At 46.9% G+C, this 16,088-nt stretch carries 11 protein-coding genes and 1 pseudogene; 6 read left to right on the plus strand and 6 right to left on the minus strand.

What is annotated here, in order from left to right; translation table 11 throughout:
- Window positions 1-75, plus strand: a pseudogene (locus tag FTU50_RS13725) (IS6 family transposase); the annotation flags it as partial.
- Window positions 76-373: 298 nt separating this feature from the next.
- Here the strand turns inward: FTU50_RS13725 and ssb are convergent.
- The 3 genes from ssb to FTU50_RS13740 form a co-directional block, all read right to left on the minus strand.
- On the minus strand, window positions 374-940 hold the full coding sequence (gene ssb, locus FTU50_RS13730) for a single-stranded DNA-binding protein (protein ID WP_045795510.1): 567 nt from the start codon (window positions 938-940) through the stop codon (window positions 374-376).
- Between the two features lie 51 nt (window positions 941-991).
- Complete coding sequence (locus FTU50_RS13735) at window positions 992-2,356, minus strand: MFS transporter (protein WP_104483896.1); 1,365 nt, start codon at window positions 2,354-2,356, stop codon at window positions 992-994.
- Window positions 2,357-2,508: 152 nt separating this feature from the next.
- On the minus strand, window positions 2,509-3,591 hold the full coding sequence (locus FTU50_RS13740; RefSeq protein WP_005180731.1) for a DUF475 domain-containing protein: 1,083 nt from the start codon (window positions 3,589-3,591) through the stop codon (window positions 2,509-2,511).
- 267 nt (window positions 3,592-3,858) lie between these two features.
- Here FTU50_RS13740 and tenA point away from each other — a divergent pair, with 267 nt between their 5' ends.
- Window positions 3,859-4,536: a thiaminase II gene (tenA, locus tag FTU50_RS13745; protein ID WP_180069843.1), complete on the plus strand. Its 678-nt coding sequence runs from the start codon at window positions 3,859-3,861 to the stop codon at window positions 4,534-4,536.
- Between the two features lie 249 nt (window positions 4,537-4,785).
- Entirely contained in the window at window positions 4,786-7,617 is a 2,832-nt protein-coding gene (gene uvrA / locus FTU50_RS13750; RefSeq protein WP_005180735.1) for an excinuclease ABC subunit UvrA, read from the plus strand.
- A 98-nt stretch (window positions 7,618-7,715) separates the two neighbouring features.
- On the opposite strand, the gene FTU50_RS13755 is transcribed toward uvrA, so the two are convergent.
- A complete protein-coding gene (locus FTU50_RS13755; RefSeq protein ID WP_180047356.1) occupies window positions 7,716-9,422 on the minus strand; it encodes a GGDEF domain-containing protein in 1,707 nt (568 codons plus the stop codon).
- 1,221 nt (window positions 9,423-10,643) lie between these two features.
- Here FTU50_RS13755 and omp33-36 point away from each other — a divergent pair.
- The gene (gene omp33-36, locus FTU50_RS13760) at window positions 10,644-11,534 is read left to right on the plus strand and encodes a porin Omp33-36 (RefSeq protein WP_255209518.1); all 891 of its coding nucleotides are present in this window, start codon (window positions 10,644-10,646) and stop codon (window positions 11,532-11,534) included.
- Between the two features lie 65 nt (window positions 11,535-11,599).
- On the opposite strand, the gene FTU50_RS13765 is transcribed toward omp33-36, so the two are convergent.
- Together FTU50_RS13765 and FTU50_RS13770 are read right to left on the minus strand one after the other, a co-directional pair.
- Window positions 11,600-13,567, minus strand: coding sequence for a choline BCCT transporter BetT (locus FTU50_RS13765; RefSeq protein ID WP_171431569.1), 1,968 nt, complete (start codon window positions 13,565-13,567; stop codon window positions 11,600-11,602).
- Window positions 13,568-13,739: 172 nt separating this feature from the next.
- Window positions 13,740-14,420 carry an ion channel gene (locus FTU50_RS13770; RefSeq protein WP_005180739.1) on the minus strand — a complete coding sequence of 227 codons (681 nt, stop codon included), beginning with the start codon at window positions 14,418-14,420 and terminating at the stop codon, window positions 13,740-13,742.
- A gap of 99 nt (window positions 14,421-14,519) precedes the next feature.
- On the opposite strand from FTU50_RS13770, the gene FTU50_RS13775 reads away from it, so the two are divergent.
- Both FTU50_RS13775 and FTU50_RS13780 read left to right on the plus strand, forming a co-directional pair.
- Window positions 14,520-15,044 carry a DUF697 domain-containing protein gene (locus FTU50_RS13775; RefSeq protein ID WP_005180740.1) on the plus strand — a complete coding sequence of 175 codons (525 nt, stop codon included), beginning with the start codon at window positions 14,520-14,522 and terminating at the stop codon, window positions 15,042-15,044.
- 3 nt (window positions 15,045-15,047) lie between these two features.
- A complete protein-coding gene (locus FTU50_RS13780) occupies window positions 15,048-15,941 on the plus strand; it encodes a hypothetical protein (protein ID WP_180047358.1) in 894 nt (297 codons plus the stop codon).
- Window positions 15,942-16,088: the final 147 nt, after the last annotated feature.

Here is a 16,088-nt window from a genome sequence, read left to right on the forward strand (position 1 = left end):
GGACAAGCATCGTCATTTTATTATGGTCAGCCTCAGGGTGAAGTGTGTCTAATCAACAGGGTTTTCGGTCTCTAAGTACTTTTTAAAGGGAACATCATCGACTCAAATCTCTATTTGCAACAGTGCCAATTTGGATAAGTCATAGGAACACCCTCACTATTCAAAAGAACAGCGAATCTCTCACCACTACTCATTACAAATCTTTTAACAGACATCATGGTTATATTTAACAAAATATCTAAGTATTAAATATCATAGATCATAAGTAAAAAAATTTACAGAACCATTTCTAGTATCTGTAAATTTCTTTTGTAAATAACTACTAATAAAGAATAATTTTATAAACTTTACAAAACATAGTCTCTAGGGTGTACTAAAACGGTAAGTCATCATCCAAATCTGCCGGTGCAGGCGTTGCAGCAGGAGCTGGTTTCGGTTGCTGATAACCGCCCTGGTTGCCATAGCCACCACCAGCATTATTGTTGTTAAAACCGCCTTGAGCCTGCGGCGCATAGCCACCCTGGTTGTTATTGCTATAACCACCGCCCTGGTTATTGTTAAAACGTGGCTGATTAAAACCGTTATCGCCCTGCTCACCTTGCTGACGACCCGAGTCCAGCATCTGCATTTGCTCGCCACGAATTTCTGTGGTGTAGCGTTCCTGACCATTCTGATCGGTCCACTGACGGGTACGCAGCGAACCTTCAATATAGACTTTTGAACCTTTGCGTAAGTATTGCTGCGCAATTTCACCTAAACGGTTATGCAGCACAATACGGTGCCATTCGGTTTGCTCTTTACGCTCACCGGTGGTTTTATCGGTCCACGCATCACTGGTGGCAATAGAAAATTGAGTAAGCGAGCCACCATTCGGGAAAGTTTTTGTTTCTGGATCTCGACCTAAAGTACCAACTAAAATGACCTTATTTACACCACGCATCAGCTGTATTCTTCCTATTTGTTTCTATTATTTACTTTATAAGAGTTATGCTTAAATGGCTACCTCTTTACCCAACAAGTGCGTTAATTGTTGTCGCGCAGCATCATCAATTTGCTGTTTATCGACTTTTATATAGGCAACTTGCTGTTCAGACATCACCACGACTTCTTCAATACCATGAATGGCCAAAAGTTGAGAAGTCCACTCATCCGTTTGTTTGGCCTCAGGCAGGCGAAATACCATCGACGACAGATAACGCGGCTGGGCCAGACCAAAACTCATCAGCAGCCAAATTATAGCAACTGCGGTCAGAATACTCCAACCCATCGCCGTGTTATTCAGCAGTAACAGTTGCCCGCCAATCATGCCGCCAAAGAAGGCACCGAGGAACTGGCTGCTGGCATTGACGCCCATTGCAGTGGCTTTGGATTGAATCGGTGCCGCTTTCGATAACCAGGACGGTAACAATGCTTCCATCACGTTAAAGGCAATAAAGAACAGGCCCAGTCCAATCAGCAGGATATATTTAGATTCAAAACCAAAAATCATCACGATCAGGCCAAGAATAATCCCGCCAATCGCGGTCAGGAAAATACCGCGCATTTTGCGATATTTTTCCGCCAGAATAATACTGGGGAAGGCAAAAAACAGACTCAGCACCAGCAGCGGCAAATACACCCAGCCATGACTGGACAATGGCAGACCGGCATATTCAATCAGCTGCGGCGGTGCATAAATAAACATCGCCGTTAGCAGTAAATGCAGGGTAAAAACTGACAGATGCAGGCGGTTTAAATCGCCCATTTTTAGCACCTGTTTGAGCTGCGGCAAATAGCCCTGCTGGAAATTACGATGATGGCGCGTGACTTTAGGCACCAGCAGCAACATGGCAATGGCCGCCAGTCCCATAATGGTGGTCACCCAGAACAGCCCGGAAATACCAACCAGTCCGGTCAGCCACGGCCCGGCACTAAAGGCAATCACGAAGGATAAACCAATACTCATGCCCATCATGGCCATGGCTTTGGTGCGCTGTTCTTCACGGGTGACATCGGCCAGTAAAGCCATCACCACGGCAGAGACTGCGCCGCCACCGGCAATGGCCCGGCCAATGATGACCCCATAAATGGTCTCTGACATTGCAGCAATGGCACCGCCTAAAGCAAACAGTAACAGTCCAAGCACCACCAGCGGTTTACGGCTATAGCGATCAGCAATCAGGCTAAATGGAATCTGTAAGATGGCCTGGGTCAGACCATACACCCCAACCGCCAGACCAATTAAGGTCGGGGTTGCATATTGATAGGATTGCCCTGCCACCGAGAAAACCGGAATAATCATGAACAGACCCAACATGCGTAAGGCAAAAATACTGCTTAAGGCAAAAGTTGAACGGCGTTCTAAGGCATTCATCATATCAATAGGCTAAGTGCAACAATTTTGTATGCGAATATCCTACATCATTCATGCTGCAGATGCTGCGATATTCAGCACAATATTCTGCATCTGAACTACCAGTCATAAAAAAAGGTGCAATTGTTTGCACCTTCTTCCGATCAGACTGCAACTTAGTGCAGTGCCTGACGTTTTTTATATTGAATTGAGGCAAATACCGCCCAGACAATAAAGGCCACACCAATCAGGCCGGTGACCACTTCCGGGACATGTAAACCGGTTCCGCTGGCAATCATGATAAAGGCCAGCGCACCAATCGCATAATGCGCACCATGTTCCAGGTAAATATAAGCATCCAGGGTGCCTTTTTCTACCAGATAAATGGTCATCGAACGCACGAAAATCGCACCAATCGCCAGACCGAGCATGATAATTACCACATCCGAAGTAATCGCAAAGGCACCAATTACGCCATCAAAACTGAACGAGGCATCCAGCACTTCCAGATACAAGAAGCCACCAATACCGGCTTTCACCACACCGGTTGGTACGCCATTTTCATCATGACGAATCGCATTGCCATTTTCATCGACTTCAGGTTCGCCACCCAGTAAATGACTCAATACCTGTACACCAATATAAATCACGATGCCCCAAATGCCGGCCATGGTCACCACCAGACGTTTGTCCTCAACCACATTGGCCGCCATGATCAGCAAAGCCACCAGTGCAATAAAGACCGACATGGCCGGTACGCTGGCCAGATTGGATAAACGGCGCTCAATCCAGCGGAACCAGTGGGTGTCTTTTTCATCATCGAGGAAGAAGTTCAGGAACACCATTAACAGGAAGGCACCACCAAATGCTGCAATTTCAGGATGATGCGCCATTAATTTGGCCGAATATTCTTTCGGATTATTCAGTGCCAGCTGCACCACTTCCATCATGCCCATATCGGCTGTGACGGCAACAATCACCACCGGGAAAATTAAACGCATACCGAATACGGCAATCAGAATCCCGACCGTCAGGAACAGCATTTTCCAGAAATGGTCCCAACCGCGCAGGACTGATGCGTTAACAACCGCGTTATCAAACGATAACGACACTTCCATAATGGCGAGAATGGCCGTAATGGTCAGTGCTGTGAACATGGTTTTCAGGCCTGCTTCCGGGCCGTGGGTATAGCCCCAATAAGCAGACAAACCGAGACACACGATCGTAAATGCAATAGAGAAACCAAAATGTTTCATCATGACAAATCGACCTATGACATTATTAGATAAAGAAATTCGGTAAATATTAAACTTGAATTACACCGAATGCGCCGCGTGCATCCTGCTGAAGACATGCAGGACCTCGGCGATAGAGATATGGCCGCTATTATGACGCTTTTTGATGACGATGCCAAAACACTTCGTATGCTTTTTTGTTTATTCTGATACAAATCAAAGCGGCTCATCTTTGCGGTGCAAGTATGCTAGTCTTTGGGCATTGATCTTGATGCTTTACAGGAACCGGACATGCGTTTTTCTGAACAATTGTGGCAACAGAATTTAGAACTGTATCAAAACACCCTGGCCCTACCCTTTAACCAGGAACTGACGCAAGGCAGCCTAAGTCGTGAGGCCTTTAGCCACTATGTGATTCAGGATGCGCATTATTTACTGGCCTATGGCCGCGCGCTGGCGGTGTGTGCTGCCAAAGCCTTTGATGCCGATGATGTGATCCAGTTTGCCGAAGCCGCCAAGGTAGCAATTGTGGTGGAACGTTCATTGCATAACGGTTTTATGCAGGATTTTGGCATTAGCAAAGAACAGTTTGAAAATACACCGCTGACCCTGGCCTGCCATCATTACACCAGTTATCTGGTTGCCACTGCCTGGTCAGAAAGCTATCCGGTGGTGCTGGCCTCATTATTGCCATGTTTCTGGATTTATGCCGAAGTCGGTAAAGATATTGTCGGTAACTCGGCCGCCAACAACCCGTATCAGGCCTGGGTCGATACCTATGCCGGCGAAGAATTCCATACTGCGGTGCGCAATGTGATTGCCACGGTTGACCGCGTGGCCGAGCGCTGTGATGCTGACACGCTGGCAAAAATGCGTCAGGCCTATACCCGTGCCGCTGAACTGGAATGGCTGTTCTGGGACAGCGCCTATGCACAGCGCAACTGGCCGGGTCTGGACAGCAGCAACTAATCTTTGATTACTCGCCCTGGTGCAGGATCAGCAGACTTGCACCAGGGCCGACAGCTCTCTTTCATTCTTGTGCGCTTTGATCCCTACATTCTTTATCCTGACAATTTTTTATCCTTGTCGTTTTCAGATCTTGGCCTTTATTTGCAATCAACCGACATAATTTGACGTAGAAATACCTTAAGCCTGCACTTGAACATTTTTCATGCGCTATCATATAGAGGTTTTAAATGAATTTTCTAGGATCATTGCATGAGCCAAAGTCATATCCGTATTCGAGGCGCACGTACCCATAACCTGAAGAATGTGAACCTTGATATTCCACGCGACAAGTTTGTGGTGATTACGGGACTTTCCGGTTCAGGTAAATCTTCCCTGGCTTTCGATACCCTGTATGCCGAAGGTCAGCGCCGTTATGTCGAATCGCTCTCGGCCTATGCGCGCCAATTCCTGTCACAAATGGAAAAACCGGAAGTCGACTCGATTGAAGGCTTAAGTCCGGCCATTGCCATTGAGCAGAAATCGACCAGTCACAACCCGCGTTCTACCGTCGGCACCATTACCGAAATTTATGACTATTTACGTCTGCTCTATGCACGCGTGGGTACGCCCTACTGTCCGGAACATGACTTGCCGATGGTGGCGCAGACCGTGTCTGAAATGGTCGATGTGGTTAAAGGTCTGGAAGAAGGCACCGCCCTGCTGCTGTTAGCACCCGTGGTACGTGAACGTAAAGGCGAATATACCCATCTGTTTGAACAGCTGCAAAGCCAGGGTTTTGTCCGTGCCCGGGTAGATGGCGAAATTATGGAGATTGATCCGCCACCAGAACTGGACAAAAAGAAAAAACACAGCATTGAAGTGGTGGTCGACCGTTTTAAAGTCCGGGATGATTTGGGCAACCGTATTGCCGAAAGTTTTGAAACCGCTTTACGTTTAGGTGGAGATATTGCGATTTTATCGTGGATGAAAGGCGAACATCCGGACCGGGTATTCTCGGCCAAACACTCCTGCCCGGAATGTGACCGTGCCGTGGCCGAACTGGAACCGCGCCTGTTTTCATTTAACAACCCGTTTGGTGCCTGTCCGGTCTGTGATGGCCTGGGCACACGCAGCCATTTTAGTGCTGACAAGCTCATTCCCAATCCGGAACTTTCTTTAAGCCAGGGTGCGATTCGTGGCTGGGACCGTCAGCGTCCTTATTATTATGGCATGCTGCAAAAAGTCGCCGATCATTATGATTTTTCGCTGGATACACCGTGGAATGAACTGGACAAAGACACCCAGAAAAAATTTCTCTACGGCAGTGGCCGGGAAAAAATTGACCTGAGCTATGTCGATGAACGTGGTCGTCGCCATAACCGGGTACAACCGTTTGAAGGGATTTTGCCGCATCTGGAACGCCGCTATCGTGAAACAGAAAGTAATTATGTCCGCGATGATCTGGCGCAGTATCTCTCCAATGCCGCCTGTGATGCCTGTGATGGTTCACGTCTGAATGAAATTTCGCGCCATGTGCGAGTCAAAGACAAAACCATCAGCCAGATTACCAAAATGTCGATTGGTGACGCCGAGCATTACTATCAGAACCTAAATCTGGAAGGTGCCAAAGGCGAAATTGCCGACAAGATTTTTAAGGAAATCCGTGAACGTCTGCACTTTCTGGTCTCAGTCGGCCTGAACTATTTGAGTCTGTCACGCTCTGCCGAAACGCTCTCGGGTGGTGAGGCCCAACGCATCCGTCTGGCGTCGCAGATTGGTGCCGGTTTAATGGGCGTGATGTATGTGCTGGATGAACCGTCTATTGGTCTGCATCAGCGTGATAATGACCGCCTGCTGGAAACCCTGATTCGCCTGCGTGATCTGGGCAATACCGTACTGGTGGTCGAACATGATGAAGATGCGATTCGCGCCGCAGACCATATTATTGATATCGGGCCGGGCGCCGGCGTGCATGGCGGGAATGTGATTGCCGAAGGGACCTATCAGGAACTGGCGGCCAATGCCAATTCCCTGACCGGTCAATACCTGTCGGGCAAGCTCAAGATTGAAGTGCCGAAACAGCGCACCCAGCCACCGAAACCAGATGAGCAGATCAAGCTGATGGGCGCCTGCGGCCATAACCTGAAAAATGTCGATCTGACCCTGCCTTTAGGCGTGATGACCTGCGTTACCGGGGTATCCGGTTCGGGTAAATCGACCCTGATTAACCGTACCCTGCTGCCATTGGCCGCAACCCAGCTGAATGGCGCCACCACGCTCAGCGCGGAAAAGTTTGACACCATTGAAGGACTGCAATTCCTGGATAAAGTGGTGGATATTGACCAGAGTCCGATTGGCCGCACCCCGCGTTCCAATCCGGCCACCTATACCGGTCTGTTTACCCCAATTCGTGAACTGTTTGCCCAGACGCCTGAAGCCAAAGGCCGCGGTTATGCGGCGGGCCGTTTCTCCTTTAACGTCAAAGGCGGACGCTGCGAGGCCTGTGAAGGTGATGGCATGATTAAAGTCGCCATGCACTTCCTGCCGGATATGTATGTCCCCTGTGATGCCTGCCATGGCAAACGCTATAACCGCGAAACCCTGGAAGTGCATTACAAAGGCAAAAATATTTCCGATGTGCTGGAAATGACGGTCGAAGATGCCATGCATTTCTTTGATGCCATTCCGGTGATTCACCGCCGTCTGGAAACCTTGAATCAAGTCGGTTTAGGTTATATCCGTCTGGGTCAGTCAGCCACCACCTTATCTGGTGGTGAAGCGCAGCGGGTCAAACTGGCACGCGAACTGGCAAAACGGGATACCGGTAAAACCCTGTACGTGCTGGATGAACCAACCACCGGTCTGCATTTCCATGACATTGCCAAACTACTGGACATCCTGCATGAGCTGCGCAACAAGGGAAATACCATTGTGGTGATTGAACACAATCTGGATGTGATTAAAACCGCAGACTGGATTGTGGATTTAGGCCCGGAAGGTGGTGCCGGCGGTGGGATGATTATTGCCGAAGGTACCCCGGAAGAGGTGGTGAAAGTGAAAGCCTCCCATACCGGAAAATTCCTGAAACCGATGTTAAAATAAAATGAAAGGGCTCTGAGGAGCCCTTTTCTTTGTTATTAGATTCACCTGAAAAATATCAAGATATATATTTAAAATATTTTTCTATTTTAATTTACGGTTTAGAGCATACTTTCCACCCTATTCCGCCCCTTCTCTTTGGCCTTAAATAAGGAGTGATCTGCCCGGCCAAACAGTTCCATCCAGCTGCCTGCATCTGCGGCGACCCCGGCACTGACAGAAATATTTAACGGCGTGTCCAGTCCCGGCAGGGTCAGAACATTCTGGCTAATTTCCTGACGTAATTTCTCGGCAATACTCAAGGCCCCGTCCAGATCAATCTGCTCAATCAGAATCAGGAATTCATCGCCCCCATAACGCACAATCAGATCAGATGAACGCACACTGTGTTTTAACACTTCGGCAATTCCCTGAATCACCCGGTCACCGACAATATGCCCATACTGATCATTGACCTCTTTAAAGTCATCAATATCAATAATAATTAAACCGGTTTGATGGAGCTTGTCCGGATTCTGATTCAGATATTGAATATATTCTTCCAGCGCCAGACGATTGGAAACCCCGGTCAGGGTATCGGTATTGGCCATATTGCGTAGCTGGAATTCCAGCAAATCCCGTTCAGCCAAACGTGCCTGCAACTGCTTGAGCGCAGCAAATAAAGAGGTGGGTGAGGAATCTGGAGCTGTGGCCGTCTGCGGCTGGGCTTCGGATAGTTCTAAAATCAGATCCCGCGCTTCAATTAAAGGTTTAAATACCTTAAAACGCGCATAGACCATGGTAAACAGGGCCGCCAGCAAGGAAATAATCGACACCGACAGCGTCAGGATAAACTGCTGCCAAGCCGCATGACGCTCCTGCTGAGCCAGCCAGACACTATAATCCAGCAGATATTTCTGCAGATTCACCACTGTCGTAAATTTATCAACAATCTTCAGAGTCAATTCAGTTCCGCTTAATGAATACGGGCGCGCATGCAGACTTTCTTCAATCAGCTGGCTGACAATGGGAACCCCCTGATCCAGATATTTTTGTTTAACCTGTTGATGCAGTCCCAGATATTCAGGCGTTTTGTGCTGTTCAGGCTGAATCGAGTTGACCAGATCCCATAAATAATAAGACTGTCGCTGGCTCTGTAAGGAATAGGCCAGGTTCTGTTCAGAAATCGGTTCTTTAAAAGTCACTGCCGCCATAATCGTCGAGGCCAGACGTCCGGCCTGATCACGTAAATCGGCCAGTACCAGAATCAGACTATAGGACTCCGACAGCATGGTCTTTTTGCCTTCCGACTGCATCATGACATGCTTCAGCACCTCATAGACTTCATCCCAGGCACGAAACATGGCCTGAATGGCCTGATCCAGCTGTGCTGAACTGCGCTGGGCATAGGGTTGTGCTGCATAGGCATCCACCGCAGCACGTCCTTTTGCCAAAGCCGGTTTTAAATCGGTGGTCAAGGCATTGGCCTGTGCAGCAAAACCGGCGCTATTTAACAATTGCATGGTGTGTTCAATCTGCAGATCGACCCGCTCTCGAAACAGGGTCAGCTCTTTCAGGTTGGCACTGAGTTCATCTGGAGTACTGGACATGACCTTATTGGCCGGACCACGTTCGCGTGAAATCTCGTTAGCCAGATCGGCCACATGACGTAAGACAGAAATTTCGGTCAGCACCACATCGGACTGCTGATAAGAGCGATAACTCTTCAGCGTCACCGGAACCGAAATAAACAGAATCGACAGGATGATAATGAGCATAGAAATAAACAGACGCTGCTTAGTATTCTCTGAATGCAAGCGATGGGACATGTTTATAACCTCACTACCATGAGCATGAACTGAACGTATTGAATCAACAAAGGCAGAGCAACGACCTGAAGCGGATGACCACACTGCTGAGGAAAAAAATAACAGGACAGCGGCAGCGTTCATTCAACTATAAGTCGAATAAATCAACAAGATAACTAAAAAATTGTGACAAGGTTAACAAATTTATTGATTAAATTGAATAAAAACCGACGAAATTAGAGTAAGTTTCTATTTTTTTTGAAGGGCAACCGAGATTGCATCCTCTTAAAAATTAAATATAAGAAACTAATTTATATAATGAAAATAAGGTTTTAAAAATTGTATAAAAAATTAAAGAAAACATTTTACAGCTGCATCAAATAAGTGCATAATGCACCACATTGGGGCGACTTTAGATATTCCTCAGCAGAATTTTAAATTTTCCCGCAAATTTTGGCTAAAAAATCCCGGTTTTCGTTGAAAACCGGGATTTTTTTATGGTCATATATTCAATAGCGCTTTTTAATTCAAGAAATATTGCACCAACATAATGCACAATAAATTTATACTTAAGCGGTTTTAATCCTGACTACAGGATTCAGGCATAAAAAAAACCCAGCCTTGGGGAAAGCTGGGCATATAAAAAGTAAAACTTTGTGGAGAGTCTCAGTGCAGTTCCTCTAACCTCTAGTCCTGCATCAAGAAAAATCATGACCGAAATCACAATTTCGATAAAGCTGACCAAACGGTATAACTTTACCTAGCCATTATGATACTTATTACACTTTTTGTAAAGCCTATTAAAATAGTCTGCTTTTAGTTTAACCAGTATTAATAGTCAGCGAATTTAGACCTATAAAAACCAGAAAACGTAGAAAAAAAGTAAAGCGTTATCAATTTCAGCTACATAATCTTGGTCTTAAGTTTCATTTTTTAAGCTTTATGCGCTGCTTTTCACATTTTTATTAGATTGCTTTTATAGATAATTTATATTGAATCAATTCATATTAACTATAAAGAAAAGTGAGGCAGCAAACACTTTTCTTTCGCAAATGAGATTTAGCCGCTTGTTCTTTATACACTTTTTAGGTTGACAACAGATTTATCAATTGACTACTTTTTCGCCTATACATATTTTAGAGCAATTACTCAACTAAATAATCTCCTTTGTCTTCATTGACTTAATAAATTGTTACAATACAATGCCTATTGTTTAATCCATTTTTAACAAAACTGGTAACTATCATGAAAAAACTCGGTTTAGCCACAGCTTTATTATTAGCCATGACCGGTGCTCAAGCGTACCAATTTGAAGTTCAAGGTCAATCAGAATTCCTAGATACAACTGAAAACGATCAAAACTTTACTGGTGCAGTTCAAGGTACTTACTACTTCAAAAATGTTGATTCAACTAAAGGGCCTTTAGCTGAAGCTGCATTTTTAAACCAAGCATCTAACTTTTCTTTAGCTTACCAATATGGTCAATACGATGCGCCACGTGAAGGTGGTCGTTCAGATGTAGAATCTCATGTTTACGGTGCTAAAGCTGAAGCTTACATTCCGACAAAATTCGTTCCAGCCTATGCAAGCGCTTCTTATAGCCACACGCACAACGATGGCAAAAATGAATTTACTGCTGATGACAATGGCGACCGCTATGCATTAGAAGTGGGTGCATTGCTAGCACCAAACTTTCTGGTTGCTGTAGGTTATACCAGCATTGCTGACACAATGGCTGTTGATGCCTTCGGTACACTTGCAAATGGTGCAGTTAAAGCCGTTGGTGAAGCATTAACAATCAATGAAGATCAAGATGCTATTACTGCACGTACTAAATACGTGGGTGCAATTGATGGTACAAACATGGCAATCGGTTTTGAAACTGGCCTTGTTTACGGTGAAAGCACAGCGTACAACCTGAAAACTGATCTTTACTTAACGCCTGCTCTTAGCGTAGGTGCTTCTTATGCTGAAACTAGCGGTGATTTCCTAATTGATTCAGCTTGGGGTGCAAACGTAAACTACTTCATCACTCCAGCAGTTGCAGTTGGCGCAAGCTATGTAAATGCTAACGCTGAAAATGCAGCAGTAGATACTCAAACTGTTGGCTTAAATGCTAAATTCCGTTTCTAATCTGATTTAGAAACTGATGTAAAAAAGACGCTCTATGAGCGTCTTTTTTTGTTTGAAAGAAATGATTATTCCGGACTACGTACAATACTCAGGAAATATAAATGCCGTTCATATTGATCCAGGATATCCTGCAGTAAATCTTCCTGGGTCCAGTCCATTACATCGTAGTTCTGCCCGCCCTCTCTTAAAAATACCTCGGCCTGATAAAATGGTGCATCGGCCGTAACTTCTGGCATAAAGCTCGGCGGCACAGTTTCACGGGACACCACCTGATAAATAAAGTTAATCTCATGCTGATGATCGACCTTTAAACGCAGGCCATCTTCCAGCGAATCAATCGACACAGTCAGATGCCGCTTCTGGAATTCCTTTTGAATATTCTCAAAAGCCTGCTGTACCTGAATCTGAATATACTGTTCTACCTCAGCCTGGCTATGCGGATAATGCATGATCAGCCCCAGACGCTGTTGCCAGCTGCGTGGATTATGAATGGCGCGCGGCGTAATCCGCGCTTCCTGCAAGGCATTCATTTTGGTGACATCTAGCCGTAGGGCTTTGAGCAGGCCCCAGCACATCAGCAGCAGAATGAGGGTAAATGGCAAGGCACTCATAATGGTGGCCGACTGGAGCGCACTCAGGCCACCGGCCAATAGCAGGATAATCGCCAGCACCGCCATCAACACGGTCCAGAACAGCCGTTGCCAGACCGGAGAATGTTCTGTTTTTGCAGTGAGAAAATCTGTGACCAGCGCACCCGAATCTGCCGAAGTAACAAAAAACAGCATCACCAGCAGGGTCGCCAGCAGACTCATGATGGAAGCAAAAGGCAGATTACTTAAAAACTCAAACAGGGCCACCGAGGAATCCTGCTGTACCGCGGTCATCAGTTGCAGGTTCGCCTCATGCAAAATGCTATTCAGCGCGGCATTGCCCATAAAACCCATCCAGACCAAAGTAAAACCGGTTGGAATCAGCATTACTCCCACAATAAATTCACGGATACTGCGTCCTTTGGACACCCGGGCAATAAACAGTCCCACAAATGGCGACCAGGAAATCCACCAGGCCCAGTACATGATGGTCCAGCCCCCAATCCAGCCACTCGGTTGATAGGCATATAAATTAAAGGTCATATGAAACAGATTCGAGGCATACTGACCAATATTCTGAATGGTGGTTTGCAGCAGATAGATACTCGGCCCCGTTATAAATACAAATAACAGCAGCACCACCGCCAGCACCAGATTCAGCTCTGACAGCCGTTTAATACCTTTGTCCAGACCAAAAAACACCGACAAAGACGCCATGCTGCTGACCACAATAATCAGGATCATCTGGGTACTGGCACTTTGTTCAATCCCGAATAAATAATTTAAGCCGGAATTGATCTGGGTCACGCCAAAACCCAAAGTGGTGGCAATTCCGAAGACAGTACCGAGCGTGGCAAAGGTATCAATCCCATCTCCGAGCGGGCCGTAAATTTTTGAGCCAATCAGCGGATACAGGGCCGAACGGACTTTCAGTGGCAGATTGTGCCGGTAAGCAAAATAAGCCAGCGCCAGCCCGACCAGCGCATAAATGGCCCAGGCATGAATGCCCCAGTGGAAAAAAGAAATACGCATCGCCTGCTGCGCTGCCTGGATGGTGGCCGGCTCACCGACCGGTGGCGAGACATAGTGCATCACCGGTTCAGCCACGCCAAAGAACATCAGACCAATGCCCATCCCGGCGGTAAACAGCATCGCAAACCAGGAACCCTGATGATATTCCGGCTGGCTATGGTCCGGACCGAGCTTGATTTTGCCCATATCGGACAGTGCAATATAAATCAGCAGAATCAGGAATACCGCCACTGACAGTACATAGAACCAGCTAAAAGAATCAGTAATCCACTGGTTCATGCGCTGGGTCAGCAGTTCAAAACTATTGGGCGCCAGCAGCACCACCGCCAGAAAAATCGCAATAACCGCGACCGTACTGATAAATACATTCGGATTGATATTGCCCCACCAGGGCAATTTTTCGGAAGGCATAACTCCCCCATTTTATTTTTAAAGATGATAGACAGACGCTTTAGGTCCGGGCAGCATTCACCGCAAAGGTGAACAAAAGATGAGTGTCGTGAGCTTAAACTCGCGCACAGCTTAGTCCTCTCGCAGCAGAAACACTATTGAACTGCTGTAACACAATAGCCCAAGCCGATGATTAATCTTTATTTCTGGGCAAATGACGAATGTATTGCAGGGCAATCAGCCGGGAAACAATTAAGGCCAGATACATCACCCCGCAAAACATTTGCAGCATGGCAATCACCCGTACTGCCGGACCAATCGGCATCAGGTCAGACAGGCCGGTGGCAGACTGCAAACTGAAACTCAGAAACAGTAGATCCAGCCAGCTTTGTAAATCTGGTTGGGTCGGATGATAAAAACTGGAAGGATCCAGTATCTGGCAAATATTGTAAACAAAGGCAAACGCCCAGGCAATTAAGGTGAATACTGCGCCGGCGGCAAACAGTTCATCGCGAGTCAGGTAACGGTCTTCAAACATATAACGCAGCAAACCATAGGCCGCACTTAAATAGGCCGCGGCTTCAAAGGCATGACTAATCACCAGTACGGTCGGGTTATTAACCCCCAGCACAATCAGCAGAGAAAAGAACAAGGCGCCCGTGACAAAGCTCAGCCCTAAAAAAGTAAACATCGGGGTCTGACGAATGACTTTGGCAATTAACAGCAATACCACCACGCCCAGCATCCAGATCAGCACGCGATAGGTGGCATGATGACTGAGCAGCGACAACACGAGAATAAAAAACTGCATTAACAGCAGCCAGGCCGAAGGCAACAGCCGGAATCCTTTCCATAAATCAATGAATGCTTGCATGGGCACATCCTGGGTATCTTGGTGTAATGCGGACATCACTTTCTTTTTTGTTCTGATTACCATAGCATGCTTAAAAGCGCAGACAGATCACTCCTTTGTATGAAAATTACAGAAAAAGTACGTCAAGAAATCACCCAGATTGAATTCCGGGATGACCTTTCTCAGGATAAAAAAATTGCCAAAATCACCCATCTGGCCTGTGCCACCTGTGCCGGTGTCGCCATTCAGCCCCTGCCTTTTGCCGATATTCTGATTCTGACACCCTTACAAGGCTACTTTGCCAGCCGGATTGCTGCCATTCACGGTATTAAACTGACCGACAATGAAGCGCTGGACTGGGTCAAGGAACTGATCGGGCTGGTGGGTTTGGGCATCGCCGCGCAGCAGATTGCACTGGGGGTCTGGAAAACCGTGACCTTTGGCTTTGGCGGCCTGCTGACCATTCCACTGGTCTACGGCCTGACTTTTGCGATTATGAAAGTGGCTGATCTGTATTTTTCCCATAAAGCCCGTAATGAAAAACTCAGTGAGGAACGCATTAAAGCGGTATGGAAACAGGCGTTCCAGCAAGGTAAAAAACAGGGACAGGCTCAGGCAGAGCAGCTGCAACAGCCAGAGGATTAAGCCATGACCCGATCGTCCTCTCCGATTCACTATCTCCGTAAAAATTTTGATGCGCTGGCCATCACCACCGTATTGGCCAAACTGGCCTGGAACACGCACACGCCGCAACTGACTGAAACAGATCAGGCGGTACTGGCTGCATTAAGACGCAGCCATGCTGAACTGGCAAACGCCCCTCTGGAAGATATTCAGGCTTATTTACAGGGTTTTGATGAACAGCAGATTGTCGGGCTGGTATCGACGGTCAAAGGCATGTTGCATGACATGGAATTTGTACGGCTAGACCATGAAGATGGCGACAGTCTATATGCCGCGTATCTGGACCAGCACGACCATACCGATTTTGATGTGCTTCTGGCCGATCAGCACAGCGGCGAAAGCTGGCAACTGCAACTAAAAGCCATCGAAGGTACTGGCACCGGCAAAGACTGGATTGCTGCCCCTCCTGAAGAAATGTTGCTTGCCACTGAAGAAATCGCGGCACAGTTGGGTCTGGAAAGTTCTGGTCTCAGCACCAAAGAGCTGACCCAGAGCGTGGAAGATGCGATTGATGTAATTGTTACCGCCAAAGACCCGAATGATGAACATTTCTGGGACTACTTTCCGGCCATCTCCGTGGCCAGTGTTTCACTGGCAATTTATGAACTGTTCCGGCGCTATCAGCAGCAGGAAATCAGCTGGTCAGAATTTAAATGGATGGCGGCCAAAGTATCTGGCATCAAGGTCAGTAAAATTGCCTTTATTGGTCTGCTGTTGGGTCTACCGGTGGTCGGTCAGGTCACGGGTGCCTACCTGGTCGCCAAGCTGTTACTGAATGCCAAAGCCACCTGGTTTGAAAAAGAATCAGCGCTGTATCGCAAACTACAGGCCTACTGGGCCAGCAAGCAAAAACCGTAGCCATAAAAAAAGCCCCTTTGTGGTAATGCCAGTCAGTTAAGCAAATTTTAGTAAAATGTAGTAAAAATGAGTGTATGTAAATACGCTCATTTTTTTATGTCTTTATCTGAACATTTAGAATCCACTCTTGAACATGCTCTCCCATCA

Source organism: Acinetobacter sp. YH12112, from assembly GCF_013418945.1.
GTDB classification, from domain to species: domain Bacteria; phylum Pseudomonadota; class Gammaproteobacteria; order Pseudomonadales; family Moraxellaceae; genus Acinetobacter; species Acinetobacter indicus.

Excerpts from the sequence above, each read along its gene's own strand:
- ssb (WP_045795510.1), bottom strand. The coding sequence starts at position 940 with ATGCGTGGTGTAAATAAGGTCATTTTAGTTGGTACTTTAGGTCGAGAT.
- FTU50_RS13735 (WP_104483896.1), bottom strand. The coding sequence starts at position 2,356 with ATGATGAATGCCTTAGAACGCCGTTCAACTTTTGCCTTAAGCAGTATT.
- FTU50_RS13740 (WP_005180731.1), bottom strand. The coding sequence starts at position 3,591 with ATGATGAAACATTTTGGTTTCTCTATTGCATTTACGATCGTGTGTCTC.
- tenA (WP_180069843.1), top strand. The coding sequence starts at position 3,859 with ATGCGTTTTTCTGAACAATTGTGGCAACAGAATTTAGAACTGTATCAA.
- uvrA (WP_005180735.1), top strand. The coding sequence starts at position 4,786 with ATGAGCCAAAGTCATATCCGTATTCGAGGCGCACGTACCCATAACCTG.
- FTU50_RS13755 (WP_180047356.1), bottom strand. The coding sequence starts at position 9,422 with ATGTCCCATCGCTTGCATTCAGAGAATACTAAGCAGCGTCTGTTTATT.
- FTU50_RS13765 (WP_171431569.1), bottom strand. The coding sequence starts at position 13,567 with ATGCCTTCCGAAAAATTGCCCTGGTGGGGCAATATCAATCCGAATGTA.
- FTU50_RS13770 (WP_005180739.1), bottom strand. The coding sequence starts at position 14,420 with ATGCAAGCATTCATTGATTTATGGAAAGGATTCCGGCTGTTGCCTTCG.
- FTU50_RS13775 (WP_005180740.1), top strand. The coding sequence starts at position 14,520 with ATGAAAATTACAGAAAAAGTACGTCAAGAAATCACCCAGATTGAATTC.
- FTU50_RS13780 (WP_180047358.1), top strand. The coding sequence starts at position 15,048 with ATGACCCGATCGTCCTCTCCGATTCACTATCTCCGTAAAAATTTTGAT.